Origin of the sequence: Nonomuraea sp. CA-143628, from assembly GCF_050942315.1 — a bacterium.
Taxonomy (GTDB): Bacteria; Actinomycetota; Actinomycetes; order Streptosporangiales; family Streptosporangiaceae; genus Nonomuraea.
Map to the genome: position 1 here is coordinate 11,980,600 of NZ_CP192072.1, position 17,840 is coordinate 11,998,439.

Here is a 17,840-nt window from a genome sequence, read left to right on the forward strand (position 1 = left end):
TGGCTCGACCGGGTCAGCCGATCACCACCGTCAGCCGATCACCACCGCCATCACCACGAGCGCGATCGCCGCGGCCAGCACCGCGAACGAGTCGATCGCCCAGCTGGCGCGGGCGGGCGGGGCCTCCGCGTCGCGGCGCTTGGCCGACTCCGCCCGCTCGGTGATCTGCTGTCCCACCCAGTCGGCGTGCGTCTTCCCGGCGAACGCCTCCGCGGCCGCCTGCTCCGCCTTGCTCAGCGTGGGCTCGGTCTTGAAGCGACCGCGTTCCTGCCTGGGCGTGGCCCGGCGCTGCGCCCTGGCCCGCTCGCGCGCCGTGCTCATCGGCGTCCACAGCCGCAACACCTGCTCGGTGCCGTAGCGGACGTTGATGGTGTGGGAGACCACCACGTCGTTCACCGAGGCCCAGGGCACGAACGTCGAGCGGAGCGGGTTACGCCCCACCAGCCCCTCCTCGGTCACCACGGTCGCTGGGCGGAGCGCGACCAGGTAGACCACGGCGGTGAGCGCGCCCAGCACGGCGCCCGCCACCAGCGAGGGCTTGCCGTTGTAGCGGGCGGTCAGATCCCAGATGTTGAAGGCGACGAACGCCAGCCACACCCAGCCGAGTACGAAGGCGGTCTTGGATCGGTAGGTCTCTTTCACGGCTGCCACTTCATCCGCGCGAATCCGGGCTTGATCACACCGTTGATCAGCGCCAACCGCTCATCGAACGGGATGAACGCCGACTTCATCGCATTGACCGTGAACCACTGCAGATCATCCCAGCCATAGCCGAACGCCTCCACCAGCTTGTCGAACTCCAGCGACACGTTGGTGCGGCTCATCAACCGGTTGTCGGTGTTGACCGTCACCCTGAAGTTCAGGCGGCGCAGCAGCCCGATCGGGTGGTCGGCGATGGAATCGGCGGCTCCGGTCTGCAGGTTGGAGGTTGGGCACATCTCCAGGGGGATGCGCTTGTCGCGGACGTACGCGGCCAGGCGGCCCAGCTTGGCAGAGCCGTCGTCCGACACCGAGATGTCGTCGATGATCCGCACTCCGTGGCCGAGCCGATCGGCGCCGCACCACTGGATGGCCTGCCAGATCGACGGCAGCCCGAAGGCCTCGCCCGCGTGGATGGTGAAGTGCGCGTTCTCCCGCTGCAGGTATTCGAACGCGTCGAGGTGCCTGGTGGGCGGGTAGCCGGCCTCGGCCCCGGCGATGTCGAACCCCACCACCCCGCCGTCCCGATAACGTACGGCCAGCTCGGCGATCTCCATCGACCGCGCCTGATGCCGCATCGCGGTCAGCAGCGTGCCAACCTTGATCCCGCGCCCCTCCGAGCCCTGCCTGAACCCGTCCAGCACCGCCTCGACCACCTGATCGAGGCTGAGCCCCGTGGTGGTGTGCTGCTCGGGCGCGAAGCGCACCTCGGCGTAGACGACCCCGTCGGCCGCCAGATCCTCCGCGCACTCGGCGGCGACGCGGGTCAGTGCCTCGCGCGTCTGCATGACGCCGACGGTGTGCTGGAAGGTCTCCAGGTAGCGTTCGAGCGAGCCTGAATTGGCCGCCTCCTCGAACCACTCCCGGAGGTTGTCGGCGTCGGTCGTGGGCAGTTCGCCGTAGCCGGAGTCGCGAGCCAGCCCGACGATGGTCTCGGCCCGCAGGCCGCCGTCGAGGTGGTCATGCAGCAGCACCTTGGGCGCCCGTTGGATCTCGTCAAGCGTGGGCCTCATCCGCCCATGATATGCGCCTTCCGCCGGCGAACTCGCGGCCCCAACTGGGCCGACATCGGCCCGTGTCGCCGCTCACCCCACGGCTCTGAGTATCGCGTCGAACTTCTTGGTGAGCTTCATGGCGGTGGTCTTGTCGGCGTTCACGAAATAGACGCTCACCAGCCGGTCAACGCTCTCCACCAGCCCCTCCGCCACGGCGCCGTCACGGTCGCACACGATCGCGCCGTCAGCGGCCGGCGATTCGCGCACCTTGCCGTCGTACTCGGTGCACGACTCGGTGAATTCCTGGCGAACGGCGGAGACGTCCTTCCCGCCGACGGTGTCCGTCCTCAGCACCAGCGGATCCGACCCCGCCTGAGGAGCGTCCGCCGCCGTGTAGAGACACACGCTCGCCTTGACCGATTCGAGGGTCTCCAGCGGGTGGTCGTCCCTCTTCTCCTTCAGCTCCCAGCTCAGCGACGTGGCCTTGGAGAGCTCCGCCACGGTGAGCGAGCAGCCGCCCGCGCCGCCTTTGGCCGTTTCCGCGTGTGGTCTACATGCGGCGAGCAGCACGGCGGCGATGGCTAAGCCGAGCACGTACGCGTGAGCGGCGGTCGGGCGTGTCATGGCGGAGCCTCCAGATCCCTTGGGCGCCCCGGCGTCCGGTGTGCTCCCACGTTGAGGTCTTTTCACCCCATTAATAGAGGCATCGGCTTACATCCCTCTTGATCAACGCTTGCCGCTCGCCCAGCGTCAGACGGCTCTTGCTTCGGCGCAATTGCCTGTCCAGGTCTGCGCTCACTCATGTCACTCATCCTCACGCTCACCGCGAATGGTCCCCACCGCCCCGGACAAGAGAAGAGGGAGCAGTGTGTCGCGGAGTTCTGTGGTGGCTTGGGAAATCCGCTCATGAGCTGCGATCTTCTCGGTCAAGGCGGCCAGCGTCTGGCCTATGGATTTCTGGGTCTCGAGCGGAGCCAATGCCACAGGGAGGGTTGTCAGCATCGTGGTGCTGATGCTGGGAATCGCGGCACCAGCGGCGTTGCGGCGAAACCAGTCCTGCACCAACTGGTGGCCGAGATAGTGGTTGAGGTAGCGCGGGTCAATCCGCTTGTTCGGGCGGACTCTGATGATGCCGGTCCCGAAGAGCCATCCCTCATGTTCCGCGGAGACCAGGGCATGCCGACCGAGGTTGCCGGTTCGTACACAGACGATGTCGCCCACCGTGAGGCGGTAGCGGAACAATCTGGCGGCCTCTTCTTCGCTGATGTGGTCCGTGTCTCCTTGGAGACGGCCGTCGACGAGATTCCTTGGCTTTACCACCGCCACTGGGCCATCGGAATCCGCGGGAGTAGTCGCCCCCGCCCTGAGTTCGCCGAGTTCGCCGAGTTCGACCTGCGTCCAGCCTGCGGGGAGTTCACCGATCAGAGATCTGGCCATATGAGCCTCTCGAGTTCCTGGTCGGCGTTGGCGTCCGCCGCCGAAGCCTGCGCGTGTAGACGGTCCAGGCGCCGGCGTAGCGCTTGAATGGTTTGACCGCCCCATGGCGCATCGACCGGCGCCGGGCCCACGTACCTTCTGGGGTTGAGGTTGAATTTCTGCTCGCGCACCTCGCTAAAAGGCACCGCCGCGGCCAGCGGGGTCAGCGCGGTGGGCAAGCCGCCCGCGCGCCAGGCAGAGAGAACATCGTTGAGTGCTTTGTGATCAGCTTCGGAAAGTGTGCGGCGATTGCGGGCGACCGGGTGACCCATTTCCGAGGCGTCGACGAAGAGGATTTCCGGCCGCGGCCTGTCCGGGTGGGCCAGCAGCCACATGGTGACGCCGATGGTCGTGGTGTAGAAGAGCTTGGACGGCAGGGCCACCAGTGCTTCGACGCAACCGTCTTTTACCAGCGCTTCGCGTATCGCCCGCTCACGCGGGTTTTCCGAGAAGGCCGCGCTGTTCGGCATGAGAACCGCGGCCCTGCCCCCCGGAGCCAGATGGTCGAGCACGTGCTGGAGCCAGGCGAAGTTCGCGTTACTCGGGGGAGGCGGCCCATAGCTCCAGCCCTTGTGGTCCGCCGGATCGTTGTCGCACCAGTCACTCATGTTGAATGGAGGGTTAGCGATGACGTAGCTATATCGCTCACGAGGCGGAATCTCATCGCACAGCACCTGAATGGGCTGGGTCTCGACTTGTGCATCGATCCCGTGCAGAGTCATATTCATACGGGCGAGTGCCCGTGCCTCCGCGGTCAGCGTGTCACCACGCATTGAGAAGTTCTGCCGGCCGCTCGTTCTCCATAGGTGAGCCGCCGCCACGCGAAGTATGTCGCCGGTTCCACAGGAAGGATCGTAGATGTCCGCCGAGGCATCCGGGGCAAGGGCCTCGACCAGGGCGCGCGCCACGGAATCGGGCGTGTAGAACTCGCCACCTCGAATTCCTTCCAGCCCGGCGAACCAGGCCAGCAGGATGCGGAAGGCTTCAGCACCGCCAAAGGCTCGAACCGCCTGGTCGGCTGACTCGACGAGAGCTGTGAGTTCCCGGCTGCGGACATGGGAAAGGGCGGGGACGCTGCCAAGCTCCGGTAGGAATCGGTCCATGGCGGCGTGGGCCCAATCGATCTCGCCGACAAGGCCTTTCGTCACTGCTGACCAGCCTTCATCGTCCCGCGCCCTTAGATAGATCAGGCTGAGCACCAGGTTCCGGTAGCCGGCCACATCCTGCACGCCTCGCAACCGGTCGAATGTCTTCCACAACACTTCCCCGGCGTCCGGTACGGAATCCGGGCGAGGTGTCGTCGGCACGGCGGGCGACTCGTCACCGCTCGATGCGGAAAGGTTCCTGCGAAAACGCTCACCATAAGTGGTGCCCGCCCGTTCACCGCGCAGGAGCGCGTTGCGCGGGACCACGCGTTGGTCGAGCCACTCCATGATGGCGGAGCTCGCGAAGAAATCCTCTCCGCCGACTCGTACGGGCTGGGGATAGCTCTCGTGGCGGCGTTCCCAGTTACTCACAGCAGGACGGCGAACCCGTGCCAGCCGGGCGATTTCCGACCTGGAGAGATAACCGTCGGGAGCACTCACCGAGTTCCGCCCTCCGGCCGCCGTGCGAGCACGTCCGGAACACTGTCCACGCCTCGCAACCACGCACCTACTCTGGGCTCCAGATAGTCGAGCAAGCGATGGATCTTAGCGTGATCAGCAGCCAAATGGCGGTGATGAATGGGCTCGTGATGCATGATCCGGTTACGGAGCAACACCATGGCCTGCAGGTTGTCGCGCAGCGCCGCCCTGGTACCCGAATAGCGCGGGAAGGCGCGGTGCAGAGCCGGCACCCAGAAGGGCCGGTCATATGCACGGTTGAGCAGCGACACCCAGAAGCCGAAAGGCAATTCGGCCACGATGTCGTCAGCCGTCGGCCGCTGGACACCCTTGCGGCTCAGGTCGTCTTTTGCCTTTTCGATCCTGCGCGCGTCATGCTTGTCCAACGGAGCGACCTGCCACCAGTCGGGACGACCATAACGAGCGCCCAGGCGATCGTGCTCAGCGTTGCGCAAGCAGATCTCCAGGCAGTGGAGCGGACTGTAGAACGCCGCTGACACCTCGACGTTCCAGCGATACAGACTCCACGCGGACACGCCGTTCCCCTGGGAGGCGTTCAGATACGGGGCGATGCGTGGCGCGGAGAACATCCGCCCTGCCCACTCAGGCAGATCAGGGGACACGACCAGCACCTCCAGAGGCATCGACTGTCGACAAGCGGCACCTTGGGATACACTGAACGCGTAAGCCCCGGGTCCGCCTCTGCTCTGCATGCCGCCCGGGGCACGGCCTTTTCTAGGCCGATCCCGGGCCAGAGTGCCTCGAAGCGTCCTTCGCTGCATGACAAAGATAGCCTCTACGCCTGTTAACTTCAAGCGCATTGGAATACAAAAAGTGTTAAGCCTCGGCGCGGTTGGCCATGTCCGGGGAGAAGGCGGGAAGGCAGACGGCGATGTACTCGGCGCCGTCCGGGCCGGTGCTGTAGCGGATCTTCTCGCCCGGGTCCGTGACGATGGACTGGCCCGCCGTGACCTCGGTCGTGCCGCCCGCGTGTTCCACCAGGAGCGTGCCGCGCAGGACGACGGTGTATTCGGTGAACGAGGGCGTCTGTGCGGGCTCGTCCCAGCCGGGCGGGGCGACCATGTGGGCGATGGAGATCGCCTCGTCGCCGCTGTTGACGCGGCCTACGTGCTCGTCGATGAGCTTGCCGCCGGGCACCGGGATGCGGGTAGCCGCTTCGATCTTCCTGACCATCAGGTCAGTGTGCCACGTCGATGACGAGCCGATCGGGATCGGACTGCTCCTTCAGCTCGAACGCCGCCTGATGGTTGAGCACCAGGCCGACGCCGACGCGGCCCTCGAAGTCGCCGGTCTTGACCACATGCGTCACGTTGCCGAGGTTGGCCGGGAAGATGGGCCCGCCCTTCCAGGTGGGCCTGCCCTTGGCGTCGTGGGCGTCGGCGGGGGCGAGGATGAGCTGGAGGTACGCGCCGCCGTGGAGGTTGAAGTCGTCGCCTGAGCCGTCCTGCAGAAGTTTGTCCACCCATTTGACGTTGTAGCCGGGCATGGAGCCCTTGAGGTCGATCACCACGCGGTCGTAGGTGTCGTGGGTGGCGTAGCGGACGCCCTGCACGACCGCCGGGTCGCCGATGTTGTGCTGTACGTCCACCTCGACCATGCTCGTCGGCGCCGCCTTCCGCGTGCCCGTGTCGACGGAGATCGAGGAGGAGGACGAGGAGGTGGAGGTGGACGTGGACGTCCGACCACGTGACGTTGATGGGGTGGCGACCCTGGGTGGGGCGGTGGGCTCGGCTGACGCGCTCGTGGTCGCGGTGCTCCCAGCGCCTCCTGGCGGGGTCGTACCGCACGCGGTCAGTACGACGAGACAGGCGAGAGCGGCGTAGGCCGGGCGGCGTCGCGACGGATGCCCGAGCCCGGGTGACGGGCGCATAGCAGGTTGATTCCCCAGTTCAGAGGATCACAAGCGGCGCGGCGCGCGAGTGGCACGAACGTGGGCCACTCATAGACGACACGTGGGGCGCACGAAGAAGGCCCCGCGCGGTACGCGAACCGCGCGGGGCCCTGCCAACGAGATGTCTGGGTCAGACCGTCTCGTACACCTTCGCCTCTTCCTGCGGGGCCGCCACCGGCTTGCGTACCCGCAGCCCGGTGGCCGAGATCGCCACCCCGACCAGCGCCAGCACCAGCGACACCACGATGGCCGAGCGAAGCGACTCGATCGACAGGGTGGTGCCGTTCGAGGTCAGCACCGCCGAGACCACGGCGAGCACGATCGCGCCGCCCACCTGGCCGGAGGTGTTGAGCAGCCCGGAGGCCAGCCCCTGCTCGTCGTCGTCCACGCCGTTCGTGGCCTGGATGTTCAGCGGCGCGAAAGACAGCGCGAACGCGATCCCCAGCAGCAGCATGCCCGGAATGACCAGACCGCCCAGGCTGGGGTGCTCGTCGATGCCCAGGAACATCGCGTAGCCACCGGCCAGCGCGGCCGCGCCGATGATGGTCAGCTTGGTGGTGCCGAACCTGTCGGCGAAGTCGCCCATCTTGGTCGAGGTGATCGCGACGAGCACCCCGGCGGGCAGGAACGCCAGCGCGGTGCCCAGGGCCGACCAGCCGAGCAGGTTCTGGAAGTACTGCATGGCCACGAACTGGAAGGCCACGTAGGAGCCCATCAGGATGAGCAGCCCCAGGTTCGCCCGGACGAGCGAGCCGGAGCGCAGGATGCCCAGCCGGACCAGCGGGTGCCTCATCCGCAGTTCGGCGAAGACGAACAGGCCGAGCAGCGCGGCGACGGCGACCAGCGAGCCGATCGTGCGCAGTGAGGTCCAGCCGGCCTCGGGCGCCTGGACGACGGTGAAGACGAGCAGCAGCATCGAGGCGGTGATCAGCACGGCGCCGATCAGGTCGTGGCCGCCTTCGGCCCGCTCCTCCTCGCCGCGCGGCAGCACCCTGAGCGCGGCGACCAGCGCGATGATCGCGACCGGAACCGGCATCAGCAGCGTCCACCGCCAGCCGATCTCGGTCAGCAGACCGGAGAGCACCAGCCCGAGCGAGTAACCACTGGCGCCACACGCGGTGAAGATGCTGAGCGCCTTGTTGCGCTCAGGCCCCTCGGGAAACGTGGTGGTGATGATCGAAAGAGCGGCCGGCGCGGTGAAGGCCGCCCCCACCCCCTTGATGAACCTGGCCGCGATCAGCAGAGCGCCGTCGTCCACCAGACCACCGAGCAACGACGCCACGGCGAAGACACCCAGCGCGACCAGGAACACCCTGCGTCGCCCGAGCAAGTCGGCGGTCCTGCCGCCCAGCAACAGAAGACCGCCATAACCGAGCACGTAGCCGCTGACAACCCACTGCAGAGAAGAGGTAGAAAGGCCCAGGTCGTGCTGGATGGCGGGCAGCGCCACGCCGACCATCGACACGTCAAGGGCGTCAAGGAAGATCACTGCACAGAGCACGGCGAGCGCGCCCCAACGGGATGAGTGAGAGGACATGGGTCAGTACACTACATGCATCCGCATCTAATGCAAACGCATTTAATTCCGTTGCATCAGTTTTAGCGAAGTGGTAACCTCCGCGACATGGACGAGGAGTTCGTGGTCGGGACCTGGCACTACGTCCTGGCGAAGCACGCCAAGGCGATGTGCTCGCTGGAACGCGAGCTGGGTGACAAGCACGGCCTGGGGCCGAGCGAGTTCGAGGTGCTGGACCGGATCGTCCATCACGACAAGAAGCTCCGGATCCAGGAGCTCTGTGACGAGGTTCACCTGAGCCAGAGCGCGCTGTCCAGGGTCGTGGCGCGGCTGGAGAAGTCTCAGCTGGTCTCGCGCGGGGTGTGCGACCAGGACCGCCGTGGCGTCTTCGTCTGCATCACCGAGGCGGGGAGAGCGCGCCACAAGGAGGCCCTGCCGACGCAGCGCGCCGTCCTCGCCGACATCTTCGCCGACGCACCCGTGCTCGTACGCTAGAGCCCCTGTGCTCGTACGCTGAAAGCTCGCTGACGCCTGTGTGCTAGGCCGTGATCCGGTCCAGCACCAGAGGCAGCACCTCGGCGCTCCCCGCCCCGACCTCGTAGCCTCCTTGCAGCGCCGCCAGGGCCCGCTCGAAGCGACCCGTCTCGTCCGCGTGCAGTGTCATCAGCGGCTGCCCCTCACGTACGAGGTCACCCGGCTTGGCATGCAGCACGATGCCCGCCCCGAACGACACCGGATCCTCCTTACGAGCCCGCCCCGCCCCCAACCGCCAGGCCGCCAGCCCGACGGCATAGGCGTCCAGGCGTGACAGGACCCCCGAGGCAGGCGCCTCGACGACCATGGTCTCGGCCGCCCTGGGCAGGATCGCGTCCGGGTCGCCGCCCTGGGCGGTGATCATCCGGCGCCAGGCGTCCATGGCCGAGCCGTCCGCCAGCGCCCGCTCCGGGTCAGGGCCGGAGATCCCGGCCGCCTCCAGCATCTCCCGCGCCAGCCGTACGGTCAGCTCCACGACGTCCGGCGGCCCGCCGCCCGCCAGGACCTCGACCGACTCCTCGACCTCCAGGGCGTTGCCCACAGCGCGTCCCAGGGGGCGGTCCATGGCGGTGAGCAGGGCGACCGTGCGCACGCCCGCGTCGGTGCCCAGCGCGACCATCGTCTCGGCCAGCTCGCGGGCCCGCTCCGGCGTCTTCATGAACGCGCCCGAGCCCACCTTGACGTCGAGCACCAGCGACCCGGTGCCCTCGGCGATCTTCTTCGACATGATCGACGACGCGATGAGCGGGATCGACTCGACCGTGCCGGTGACGTCGCGCAGGGCGTACAGCTTCTTGTCGGCGGGGGCCAGGCCCGAGCCGGCGGCGCAGACGACCGCGCCCGCCGAGCGCAGCACCGAGAGCATCTCGTCGTTGGACAGCGAGGCCCGCCAGCCGGGGATCGACTCCAGTTTGTCCAGCGTGCCGCCCGTGTGGCCAAGGCCGCGGCCCGACAGCTGCGGGACATAGGCGCCGCACGCGGCCACCAGCGGGGCGAGCGGCAGCGTGATCTTGTCGCCGACGCCGCCGGTGGAGTGCTTGTCGGCGGTGGGCCGGTCCAGCGCGGACCAGTCCATCCGCTCGCCCGAGCGGATCATCGCCTGCGTCCAGCCGGCGATCTCGCGCCGGTTCATGCCGTTCAGCAGGATGGCCATGGCCAGCGCGGACATCTGCTCGTCGGCGACCTCGCCGCGGGTGTAGGCGTCGATCACCCAGTCGATCTGGGCGGCCGCCAGCTCGCCACCGTCCCGCTTGGCGACGATGACCTCGATGACGTCCATCGACATCAGGCGGACCTCGACAGGTCGTCGGGGCCGAAGGCGTAGGGCAGGATCTCGGCCATCCGCTTCGGCCCGTCCACGGTCTCGACCAGCAGTTCCTCGCCGCCGAACTCGAAGAGCAGCTGCCGGCAGCGCCCGCACGGCATCAGCAGCTCACCGTGACCGTCCACGCAGGTGAAGGCCACCAGCCGGCCGCCGCCCGAGGAGTGCAGCGCCGAGACCAGGCCGCACTCGGCGCACAGGCCCAGGCCGTAGGAGGCGTTCTCGACGTTGCAGCCGGTGATGACGCGGCCGTCGTCAACGAGCGCCGCCGCGCCGACGGGGAACTTGGAGTAGGGCGCGTACGCGTTGTGCATGGCCTCGACGGCCTCCGTGCGCAGGCCGTCCCAGTCGACGTTCAATGCTGTTCCCCCCGGCGATAGCGCACGCCGTCGGCCTTGGGCATCCGCAGTCGCTGCGAAGCCACCAGGAGCACGAGCAGCGTGAGCACGTGTGGTGTGATGAAGACGAATTCGTTCGGCAACTTGTCGACGGTCAGATACAGCCAGATCAGTACGATCGTGCCCGCGGCGGCCGCCGCGATCAGGTTGTACTCCCTGGCGCCCCTGGTGACCATCTCCGCCGGCTGGCCGGACGACAGCAGCGCGCGCACCTTGGTGCCGATGTAGATGAGCAGCAGGATGGCGCCGAACAGGAAGAACGCCGTCACGGCCCCGGAGCTGCGCAGCTGCAGGCCGCTGGCGTAGCCGAACAGCGAGGCGCCCGCGGCCAGCCCGCCGGGCCGCCAGTTGCCGAAGATCATGGCGGCCAGGCCGATGAACCCGCGGCCCGCCGTCTGGCCCTCGACGTACTTGGTGGAGATGAAGACCAGGAACACGCCGCCGAGCCCGGCGAACGCGCCGGAGATGACGACGGCCACGTACTTGATGAGGTAGACGTTCACGCCCAGCGACTCGGCCGCCCACGGGTTCTCGCCCGCCGAACGCAGCCGCACGCCGAACGCCGTGTGCCAGAGCACGAAGAACGTCAGCGGGAGCAGCAGCACGGCCAGGATGACCAGCACGTTCACCTCATGGGTGAGCCCGCGCAGGATGCCCGCGACGTCGGAGATCAGGAACCAGTGGGTGCGCTCCAGGCTGCCGAGCCAGTCGGGACCCGCCGAGAACAGCGGCAGGCTGGGCTCGGGCGCCTCCGACGACATGGCCGGCGAGGTGGTGATGCCCGCGCCCGCCGCGGCCGCGCGAGTGCCCTCCCCGTAGAGGACCTCGGACAGGAAGCGGGTGATGCCGGGACCGAGCAGGTTGATGGCGACGCCGCTGATGATGTGGTCGACGCCGAACGTGACGGTCGCGACCGCGTGGATCAGCCCGCCGAGCGCGCCGGCGATCAGCCCGGCGACCAGCGCGGCCATGAAGCCCCACTGGTATCCGGCCCAGCCGGCGAACCAGGTGCCGAGCACCATCATGCCTTCGAGGCCGATGTTGACCACGCCCGCCCGCTCGGCCCACAGGCCGCCGAGCCCGGCCAGGCCGATCGGCACCGACAGCATCAGGGCGGCGTTGAACGTGCCGGACGAGGTGATGTCGTCCTGCCCGGAGACGACGCGGACCAGCGACATGACCAGGATGAGCACGGCCACGCCGATGAGCGCCAAGTGGTATCGGCTGACCTTCGTCATGCTGTCACCTCAACGGGAGTGTTCCTGCCGAGCTGCTGAGCGGCCCGCCGTTCCTCGCGCCGCAGCGCGATCCTGCTGGTGATCTCGTTGGCGATGACCACCAGCAGCACGATCGTGCCCTGCATGATCATGATGACCGAGGGCGGCACGTTGGCGAACTGCAGCGGGCCCTGCGCATGGTCCAGGAAGCCGAACAGCAGCGCCGCGATGGCGATGCCACCGGGTTTGTTCCGGCCGAGCAGCGCCACGGCGATGCCCAGGAAGCCCAGGCCCGGAGTGAAGTTGGAGCCGAAGGAGTGCTTGTCGCCGAGGATCTCCGGCATGCCGATCAGCCCGGCGATCGCGCCGGAGAGCACCATCGCGGAGATGACCATCTTCTTCGGGCTGACGCCGGAGGCCAGCGCGGCCGAGGCGTTGAGGCCGCTGGCCTTGACCTCGAAGCCGAACCGGGTCCGCTCCAGCAACACCCAGAGCCCGATGCCCAGCAGGACGGCCACCAGGAGGAAGCCCCAGAGACCGCCGCCACGAGGCGCCGGCAGCCCGAACATCTCGAACAGGACGTTGAGGTTGGGGAACCAGGCCGACTCGGGCAGCGCGGGCGTCGTAGTAGTGAGCACGCCCTTGGCGCGCTCCCCCGTGAAGGGACCGCGGACGAGGAAGGCGGCCAGGTTGATCGCGATGTAGTTCAGCATGATCGTGGAGATGACCTCGTTCACCCCCCTCGTCACCTTCATCACGGCGGGGATCAGCGCGTAGAAGCCGCCCACGACCATCGCCACCACGATGATCACCGGGATCTGGATCCAGGCGGGCGCCACGAACGTGGAGCCGACGTACGCGGCGCAGATGGCCGCGATGCGATATTGGCCCTCGACGCCGATGTTGAAGAGGTTCATGCGGAAGCCGACGGCCACGGCCAGGCCCGCGATGTACAGCGGCACGGCCCGGTTGAGCATGGTCGTGATGCCGTTGACCACCGCCCGCTCGGTCTCGCCGAAGTCGAAGAAGGCGGCGAACGCGGCCTCGGGGCTGGCCCCCGCCGCGATGATCGCGACGCTGGAGATCAGGATCGCCAGGATGATGGCGGCGATGGCGCCGGCGACGGTCAGTAGCGCCCGGTAGAGCCCGGCGGGCATCACGTCTCCTCAGTACTGGTGATGGCGCCGGTCATGTAGCCGCCCAACCGCTCGGGGGTGACGTCGGACGGGTCGAGGCGGGCGACGAGCCGCCCGCCGTAGATCACCCGCAGCGTGTCGGACAGGCCGATGAGCTCGTCGAGGTCGGCCGAGATCAGGAGTACGGCCAGGCCCGCCGCCCTGGCGTTACGCAGGTGGTCCCAGATCGCGGCCTGCGCGCCCACGTCGACGCCGCGGGTGGGGTGGGCGGCGATGAGGAACTTCGGCTCGCCGCTCATCTCACGCCCGACGATCAGCTTCTGCTGGTTGCCGCCCGACAGGGCCAGCGCCAGCGTGTCGACGCTCGGGGTGCGGACGTCGTAGTCCTTGACGATGCGTTCGGTGTCGGCTCTGGACGAGCGCCGGTTGACCCAGATGCCCTTGCGCGCGGGCGGCCTGGTCTGGTGGCCGAGCACCCGGTTCTCCCAGAGCGAGGCCTCCAGCAGCAGACCCTGGCGGTGGCGATCTTCAGGGATGTAGCCGATGCCCGACTCGCGGCGTTTGAGGGTGGACCAGGTGCTGATGTCGGCGCCGTCGAGCGAGATGTCGCCGTGCACGGGCCGCATGCCCATGATGGCCTCGATCAGCTCGGACTGGCCGTTGCCCTCGACCCCGGCGATGCCCAGGATCTCGCCCTTGTGGATCTCGAACGACACGTCGTCGAGGAGCAGCCGGCGGCCCTCCTCTCTTAGTTTCTGCACGTACAGGGGGATCGAGGTGCCCTTGGGCACCGGGCGGAAGCCGTCGGCCTCCATGGTCAGGCCGGACACCTTCAGCGCCGTCTCGTCGGTCACCGTGGACTCGCGCGTCTCGGGCGTGGGCAGTTCGCTGCCGACCATGAGCTCGGCCAGCTGCCGCGCGGTGACCTCGCCGGGGTCGACGCTGGCGACCGTGGTGCCGCGCCGGATCACGGTGATCGCGTCGGCGATGCTGAGCACCTCGTCGAGCTTGTGGGAGATGAAGATGACCGTCAGACCCTCGGCCTTGAGCTCGCGCAGGTTGTCGAAGAGCTCGTCGACCTCCTGGGGTACGAGCACCGCGGTCGGCTCGTCGAGGATCAGGATGCGCGCGCCACGGTAGAGGACCTTGAGGATCTCCACTCGCTGCCGGTCACCGACGCCGAGGTCCTCCACCAGCCGGTCGGGGTCCACCCGCAGGCCATGGCTGGTCGCCAGTTCGGTGATGCGCGCGCGGGCCCCGGCGGAGTCGAGCCGGCCGCCCTTCTTCGGCTCGGCGCCGAGGACGATGTTCTCCAGCACGGTGAAGTTGTCGGCCAGCATGAAGTGCTGGTGGACCATGCCGATGCCCGCGTTGATGGCGTCGCTCGGTGTGCGGAAGGCCACTTCCACACCGTTCACCTTGATCGTGCCCTCGTCCGGCTTCTGCATGCCGTACAGGATCTTCATCAGGGTGGACTTGCCCGCGCCGTTCTCCCCCACGATCGCGTGCACCGTGCCGGGTTCGACGGTGATGCGGATGTCATGGTTGGCGACGACGCCGGGGAAGCGTTTGGTGATGCCCTCCAGCTCGACGGCGGGTTGCACCGCGGCGAGGGTGTCGGCGTTCACAGATCGCTCACCGCTCCTCAATCGCTCCGCTCACTGGTGTCTCCAAGAGCGGATAGGCCGAAGGCCCGGGGTCGGTCTGGACTCCGGGCCCTCGGTCAACGTTCCTACCTCAATTACGGCTTGGACGGAACCGTGATTTTGCCGTCGATGATGTCCTGCTTGGCAGCATCGAGCTTGTCCTGGATGTCGTCGATCTCGCCACCGGTGGTGGCCAGGCCCACGCCGTCGACCTTGAGGTCGTAGATGGTGTTGCTGCCACCCTTGGCGCCACCCTGGAACGCCTTGACGAACTCGAACACGCCGACGTCCACGCGCTTGAGCATCGAGGTCATGATGACCGACTGCAGATCGGTCTCCTTGACCGTCTGGCGCTGGTCGGAGTCGACGCCGATGGCCTTCTTCTTGGCCGCGGCCGCCGCCTGGAACACGCCCAGGCCCGAGTCGCCGGCGGCGTGGTAGACGATCTCCGCGCCGTCCTGGTACATCTTCTCGGCCGCGACCTTGCCCTTGTCGGGAGCCTTGAAGCCGCTGAAGTCACCGTCGGGGCTGAGGTACTTGATGTCGATCTTGGCGTCCTTCTTGACCGACTTCACACCGGCCTCGAAGCCCGCCTGGAACTTCTTGATCAGGTCGTTCTCGACACCGCCGACGAAGCCGACGTGGCCGCTCTTGGCCTTGGTCGCCGCGGCGACGCCCGCCAGGTAAGAGCCCTGCTCCTCGGCGAACAGCAGGCCGGTGACGTTGGCCGCGTTCGAGGCGGAGTCGACGACCGCGAACTGGATCTCCGGGTATTCCTCGGCCGTCTTCTTGATGTCGTCGCCGTAGGCGAAGCCGACACCGATGATCGGGTTGTAGCCCGCGTCGGCCAGCTGGCGGAGCAGCTCGCCGCGGTTGGAGCCGTCGGCCGCCGGGCTCAGCTCCTTGATGTCGGCCTTGAGCTCTGTCTTGGCCTTCTCCAGGCCCGCGTAGGCGGCGTCATTGAAGGACTTGTCGCCACGGCCGCCGACGTCGAAAGCGAGGCCGACCTTGAGCGCGCCGGACTTCGGCGCCTCACTGCTGGATCCGGAGGTCGGCGCCGCGCTGGACGTGGCGTCGCCTCCCGTGCCGCCGCTGCCGCCACAGGCCGCGGCCGCCATGAGCATGGCGCCCGCTATCGAGCCGGCCGCCATCCTGCCGAATCGCTTGCTGAGCAAGGCGACTCCTTTCCATTTCCCCGCCGTCAAACTTCGTCGCAGGCGCGAAGAAATGTACGGCAACCCTGCACGGAAGATAGTTGGTTGACCAGGGCGGACAAAACCGGCACACAGGGTCGCAACCGCTCCGTTATCGACATCACTCGTGTCCGTGACCTGAATCTGCGGATGCGGTCCGAAGACCGGCTCGGGAAGCTTTACCCAACTTTGGACACCGGGGGGCCCTTGCCGTCAGGTCGATCATGGCAGAGATTCCTGATCAACGGTGGATTTTCATCCTGGAGCCCTACATGCATCCTTGGAAGGCCATGATCATGCCCATGGCCGCGATCCTCATCGCGGCCATGGGCGCGGCGCCCGCCTCAGCGGATACACCGGCTGTCCCAGCCATCAAGATCGAGAACAACGCCACCCAGCCCGTCTTCTCCCGCGCCGACGCCGTCAAGCAGACGGTGTACGTCGAGGTCGCGGGGACCGACAGCGACAGCGACGGCCTGCCGGACCGCGTCGCCGTGGACATCCTGCGCCCGAAGGAGACCGACGAGGGCCTGAAGGTCCCGGTCATCATGGAGGCCAGCCCCTACTACGCGGGCGGCAACGACGTGCCGAACCACGTGGTGGACGTCGACGAGAACGGCAACCCGCTGCCGACCCTGCGCTCCTTCGCGAACAAGCTGGCGGCCGAGCCGTTCGACGGCTACTACGACAACTACTTCCTGCCCCGCGGCTACGCGATCGCACTGGTGGAGAACCTGGGCAGCGGCCGCGCCACCGGCTGTCCCTCCACTGGAGACCGCAACGAGACGGCCGGCCCGAAGGCCGCGATCGATTGGCTGAACGGCCGCGCGAAGGGGTTCACCCCGGAGGGCGCGCCCGTCTCGGCCACCTGGTCGACCGGGAACGTGGGCATGATCGGCGTCTCCTACAACGGCACCCTGCCCAACGCGGTCGCCTCGACGGGCGTCAAGGGACTGAAGACGATCGTGCCCATCGCCGCGATCTCCTCCTGGTACGACTACTACCGGGCCAACGGCGGCGTGCTGGCGGCGGGCGGCTTCCAGGGCGAGGACGCGGACGTGCTGGCCAAGTACGTGCTCACCCGCGCCGACGGGCAGAAGGTGTGCGGCCCCGTCATGGACTACCTGACGGCGACGCAGGACCGGGTGAGCGGCGACTACAGCCGCTTCTGGAACGCCCGCAACTACCTCAACGACGTCGACAAGGTGAAGGCCAGCGTCTTCGTCGTGCACGGCCTCAACGACTGGAACGTCAAGACCAAGCAGTTCGCCCAGTGGTGGTACGCCCTGTCCAAGCGCCACGTGCCGCGCAAGATCTGGCTGCACCAGGGCACCCACATGAACCCCTTCAACCTGCGCACCGTCGAATGGCTGCGGCAACTGCACGGCTGGTTCGACTACTGGCTGTACGGCATCGACAGCGGCATCATGCGTGAGCCGCAGGCGGACGTCGAAATCGCCCCCGGCGAGTGGGGCACTCACGCATCGTGGCCACTTCCGGCCACCAAGCCAGTGGCCCTGCACCTCGGCTCCGGCTCGAAGCTGAACGTCTTCCCGCAGTACGCGGCCCGCGAGTCCTTCGTCGACCAGAAGACCCGCACCGCCGAACAACTGGTGGAGGCGGCCCCGGCCGCGGATCCCAACCGCCTGGCCTACCTGACGCCGGAGCTGCCGGCCGCCGTCCGGATCTCCGGAACCCCGACGATCTCACTCCGCGCGGCCCGCGATGGCGGCTCCTCGCCGTATTTGACGGCCCTGCTGGTCGACTACGGCACGGGCACCAGAGCGGACGGCACCCTGGTCCCAACAGGCGAAACCCTCTGCTACGGCGAAGGCGTCCCAGGCGACACGGGCTGCACGGCATTGCGCAGGCTGGGCACGGCGACGACGCCCTACAAGATCGTCTCAAGAGGCTGGCTGGACATCAGGAACCGCCACGACCCGGCACGGACAGAGACCGTCAAACCGTCCCAGGAATACACGTTCACCTGGGACTTCCAGCCAAAGGACTACCGGTTCGACCAGGGCCACAAGATCGGCCTGATCATCACGTCAACGGACCGGGACTACACGCTCCGCTATCCGGAAGGCTCGAAATTCACTGTCAACCCGGCCAAGTCCTCCTTGATCCTGCCGGTGGTCAGGCCATAGGGCGGCCGGGGTCAAGAATGCGCACGTCACGGTGCTCAACCCC

At 67.6% G+C, this 17,840-nt stretch carries 18 protein-coding genes; 3 read left to right on the forward strand and 15 right to left on the reverse strand.

The features are described from left to right. Nucleotides 1-30: 30 nt before the first annotated feature. The 8 genes from ACQP2T_RS54030 to ACQP2T_RS54065 form a co-directional block, all read right to left on the reverse strand. On the reverse strand, nt 31-642 hold the full coding sequence (locus ACQP2T_RS54030) for a PH domain-containing protein (RefSeq protein WP_433512556.1): 612 nt from the start codon (nt 640-642) through the stop codon (nt 31-33). Next, nucleotides 639-1,712 carry an adenosine deaminase gene (locus ACQP2T_RS54035; RefSeq protein ID WP_433512557.1) on the reverse strand — a complete coding sequence of 358 codons (1,074 nt, stop codon included), beginning with the start codon at nt 1,710-1,712 and terminating at the stop codon, nt 639-641. The genes ACQP2T_RS54030 and ACQP2T_RS54035 overlap by 4 nt, the downstream gene beginning before the upstream one ends. Before the next feature lie 72 nt (nt 1,713-1,784). After that, nucleotides 1,785-2,318 (reverse strand): hypothetical protein, encoded by a 534-nt coding sequence (locus ACQP2T_RS54040; protein ID WP_433512558.1) that lies wholly within the window; start codon nt 2,316-2,318, stop codon nt 1,785-1,787. Nucleotides 2,319-2,498: 180 nt separating this feature from the next. Then, nucleotides 2,499-3,131 (reverse strand): restriction endonuclease subunit S, encoded by a 633-nt coding sequence (locus ACQP2T_RS54045; RefSeq protein WP_433512559.1) that lies wholly within the window; start codon nt 3,129-3,131, stop codon nt 2,499-2,501. After that, on the reverse strand, nt 3,116-4,756 hold the full coding sequence (locus tag ACQP2T_RS54050) for an N-6 DNA methylase (protein WP_433512560.1): 1,641 nt from the start codon (nt 4,754-4,756) through the stop codon (nt 3,116-3,118). Before ACQP2T_RS54050 ends, ACQP2T_RS54045 begins: the two co-directional genes overlap by 16 nt. Next, on the reverse strand, nt 4,753-5,397 hold the full coding sequence (locus ACQP2T_RS54055) for a hypothetical protein (RefSeq protein ID WP_433512561.1): 645 nt from the start codon (nt 5,395-5,397) through the stop codon (nt 4,753-4,755). Before ACQP2T_RS54055 ends, ACQP2T_RS54050 begins: the two co-directional genes overlap by 4 nt. A gap of 214 nt (nt 5,398-5,611) precedes the next feature. Further along, entirely contained in the window at nt 5,612-5,968 is a 357-nt protein-coding gene (locus tag ACQP2T_RS54060) for a cupin domain-containing protein (protein ID WP_433512562.1), read from the reverse strand. A gap of 4 nt (nt 5,969-5,972) precedes the next feature. Continuing rightward, the gene (locus tag ACQP2T_RS54065; RefSeq protein WP_433512563.1) at nt 5,973-6,383 is read right to left on the reverse strand and encodes an AMIN-like domain-containing (lipo)protein; all 411 of its coding nucleotides are present in this window, start codon (nt 6,381-6,383) and stop codon (nt 5,973-5,975) included. A gap of 7 nt (nt 6,384-6,390) precedes the next feature. On the opposite strand from ACQP2T_RS54065, the gene ACQP2T_RS54070 reads away from it, so the two are divergent. Further along, entirely contained in the window at nt 6,391-6,618 is a 228-nt protein-coding gene (locus ACQP2T_RS54070; RefSeq protein WP_433512564.1) for a hypothetical protein, read from the forward strand. 198 nt (nt 6,619-6,816) lie between these two features. On the opposite strand, the gene ACQP2T_RS54075 is transcribed toward ACQP2T_RS54070, so the two are convergent. Further along, nucleotides 6,817-8,223, reverse strand: coding sequence for an MFS transporter (locus ACQP2T_RS54075; RefSeq protein WP_433512565.1), 1,407 nt, complete (start codon nt 8,221-8,223; stop codon nt 6,817-6,819). 87 nt (nt 8,224-8,310) lie between these two features. Between ACQP2T_RS54075 and ACQP2T_RS54080 the strand changes: the two genes are divergently transcribed. Then, a complete protein-coding gene (locus ACQP2T_RS54080; RefSeq protein ID WP_433512566.1) occupies nt 8,311-8,697 on the forward strand; it encodes a MarR family winged helix-turn-helix transcriptional regulator in 387 nt (128 codons plus the stop codon). A gap of 43 nt (nt 8,698-8,740) precedes the next feature. Here the strand turns inward: ACQP2T_RS54080 and ACQP2T_RS54085 are convergent, their stop codons facing one another. From ACQP2T_RS54085 to ACQP2T_RS54110, 6 genes are all read right to left on the reverse strand, one after another. After that, nucleotides 8,741-10,015, reverse strand: coding sequence for a thymidine phosphorylase (locus ACQP2T_RS54085; protein WP_433519953.1), 1,275 nt, complete (start codon nt 10,013-10,015; stop codon nt 8,741-8,743). A 5-nt stretch (nt 10,016-10,020) separates the two neighbouring features. Next, nucleotides 10,021-10,371, reverse strand: a complete 351-nt coding sequence (locus ACQP2T_RS54090) for a cytidine deaminase (RefSeq protein WP_433519954.1) — start codon at nt 10,369-10,371, stop codon at nt 10,021-10,023. A gap of 41 nt (nt 10,372-10,412) precedes the next feature. Then, nucleotides 10,413-11,693 carry an ABC transporter permease gene (locus ACQP2T_RS54095; RefSeq protein WP_433512567.1) on the reverse strand — a complete coding sequence of 427 codons (1,281 nt, stop codon included), beginning with the start codon at nt 11,691-11,693 and terminating at the stop codon, nt 10,413-10,415. Next, entirely contained in the window at nt 11,690-12,829 is a 1,140-nt protein-coding gene (locus ACQP2T_RS54100; RefSeq protein ID WP_397294601.1) for an ABC transporter permease, read from the reverse strand. Before ACQP2T_RS54100 ends, ACQP2T_RS54095 begins: the two co-directional genes overlap by 4 nt. Next, nucleotides 12,829-14,436, reverse strand: a complete 1,608-nt coding sequence (locus tag ACQP2T_RS54105; protein ID WP_433512568.1) for an ABC transporter ATP-binding protein — start codon at nt 14,434-14,436, stop codon at nt 12,829-12,831. Before ACQP2T_RS54105 ends, ACQP2T_RS54100 begins: the two co-directional genes overlap by 1 nt. 113 nt (nt 14,437-14,549) lie before the next feature. Beyond that, nucleotides 14,550-15,629 (reverse strand): BMP family lipoprotein, encoded by a 1,080-nt coding sequence (locus tag ACQP2T_RS54110; RefSeq protein WP_433512569.1) that lies wholly within the window; start codon nt 15,627-15,629, stop codon nt 14,550-14,552. Between the two features lie 290 nt (nt 15,630-15,919). On the opposite strand from ACQP2T_RS54110, the gene ACQP2T_RS54115 reads away from it, so the two are divergent. After that, complete coding sequence (locus ACQP2T_RS54115; protein ID WP_433512570.1) at nt 15,920-17,797, forward strand: Xaa-Pro dipeptidyl-peptidase; 1,878 nt, start codon at nt 15,920-15,922, stop codon at nt 17,795-17,797. The last annotated feature ends 43 nt before the right edge of the window (nt 17,798-17,840 follow it).

What these genes read in the sequence shown, in the direction of transcription:
- ACQP2T_RS54035 (WP_433512557.1), bottom strand. Translation starts at nt 1,712, where the DNA reads ATGAGGCCCACGCTTGACGAGATCCAACGGGCGCCCAAGGTGCTGCTG.
- ACQP2T_RS54040 (WP_433512558.1), bottom strand. Translation starts at nt 2,318, where the DNA reads ATGACACGCCCGACCGCCGCTCACGCGTACGTGCTCGGCTTAGCCATC.
- ACQP2T_RS54045 (WP_433512559.1), bottom strand. Translation starts at nt 3,131, where the DNA reads ATGGCCAGATCTCTGATCGGTGAACTCCCCGCAGGCTGGACGCAGGTC.
- ACQP2T_RS54060 (WP_433512562.1), bottom strand. Translation starts at nt 5,968, where the DNA reads ATGGTCAGGAAGATCGAAGCGGCTACCCGCATCCCGGTGCCCGGCGGC.
- ACQP2T_RS54070 (WP_433512564.1), top strand. Translation starts at nt 6,391, where the DNA reads ATGCTCGTCGGCGCCGCCTTCCGCGTGCCCGTGTCGACGGAGATCGAG.
- ACQP2T_RS54075 (WP_433512565.1), bottom strand. Translation starts at nt 8,223, where the DNA reads ATGTCCTCTCACTCATCCCGTTGGGGCGCGCTCGCCGTGCTCTGTGCA.
- ACQP2T_RS54080 (WP_433512566.1), top strand. Translation starts at nt 8,311, where the DNA reads ATGGACGAGGAGTTCGTGGTCGGGACCTGGCACTACGTCCTGGCGAAG.
- ACQP2T_RS54085 (WP_433519953.1), bottom strand. Translation starts at nt 10,015, where the DNA reads ATGGACGTCATCGAGGTCATCGTCGCCAAGCGGGACGGTGGCGAGCTG.
- ACQP2T_RS54090 (WP_433519954.1), bottom strand. Translation starts at nt 10,371, where the DNA reads ATGCACAACGCGTACGCGCCCTACTCCAAGTTCCCCGTCGGCGCGGCG.
- ACQP2T_RS54095 (WP_433512567.1), bottom strand. Translation starts at nt 11,693, where the DNA reads ATGACGAAGGTCAGCCGATACCACTTGGCGCTCATCGGCGTGGCCGTG.
- ACQP2T_RS54100 (WP_397294601.1), bottom strand. Translation starts at nt 12,829, where the DNA reads ATGCCCGCCGGGCTCTACCGGGCGCTACTGACCGTCGCCGGCGCCATC.
- ACQP2T_RS54115 (WP_433512570.1), top strand. Translation starts at nt 15,920, where the DNA reads ATGCATCCTTGGAAGGCCATGATCATGCCCATGGCCGCGATCCTCATC.